This is a genomic window from Elizabethkingia argenteiflava (genome assembly GCF_009904105.1).
Lineage (GTDB): Bacteria > Bacteroidota > Bacteroidia > Flavobacteriales > Weeksellaceae > Elizabethkingia > Elizabethkingia argenteiflava.
Map to the genome: position 1 here is coordinate 1 of NZ_JAAABJ010000350.1, position 317 is coordinate 317.

1 protein-coding gene is annotated in these 317 nt (G+C 78.5%); it reads left to right on the top strand.

Annotated elements, in window-relative coordinates; genetic code table 11:
- The coding region (locus tag GNY06_RS03955) for a hypothetical protein (protein WP_212995078.1) at nt 1-317 on the top strand (317 nt) is incomplete at both ends.

Consider the following 317-nt stretch of genomic DNA (forward strand, 5'->3'; position numbering starts at 1 on the left):
CTCGGCGTGGTCACCAACACCGGCTTCCTGCGGCGACTGGTCGCCAGCACCGCGTTCGGCACCGGCGAGGTGCACACCTCCTGGCTCGACGGGTCCGCCGCCGACGAGCTGCTGACCGCCCCGACCGTGCCCGGGTCCGCCGCCGCGCTCGCCGCCCGGTCCTGGGCCGACGAGCACCTGGTCGCGGGGCCCGGACCGTGGGAGGCGCTCGACGGGTGGCGCAGCGCCGGTCCCGCGCGCCCGGTCACCGTCACGCTCCTCGACCCGACCGGGCAGGCCCAGCAGGTGCCGGTCGGTCCCGGGGACCTCCCCCGTCC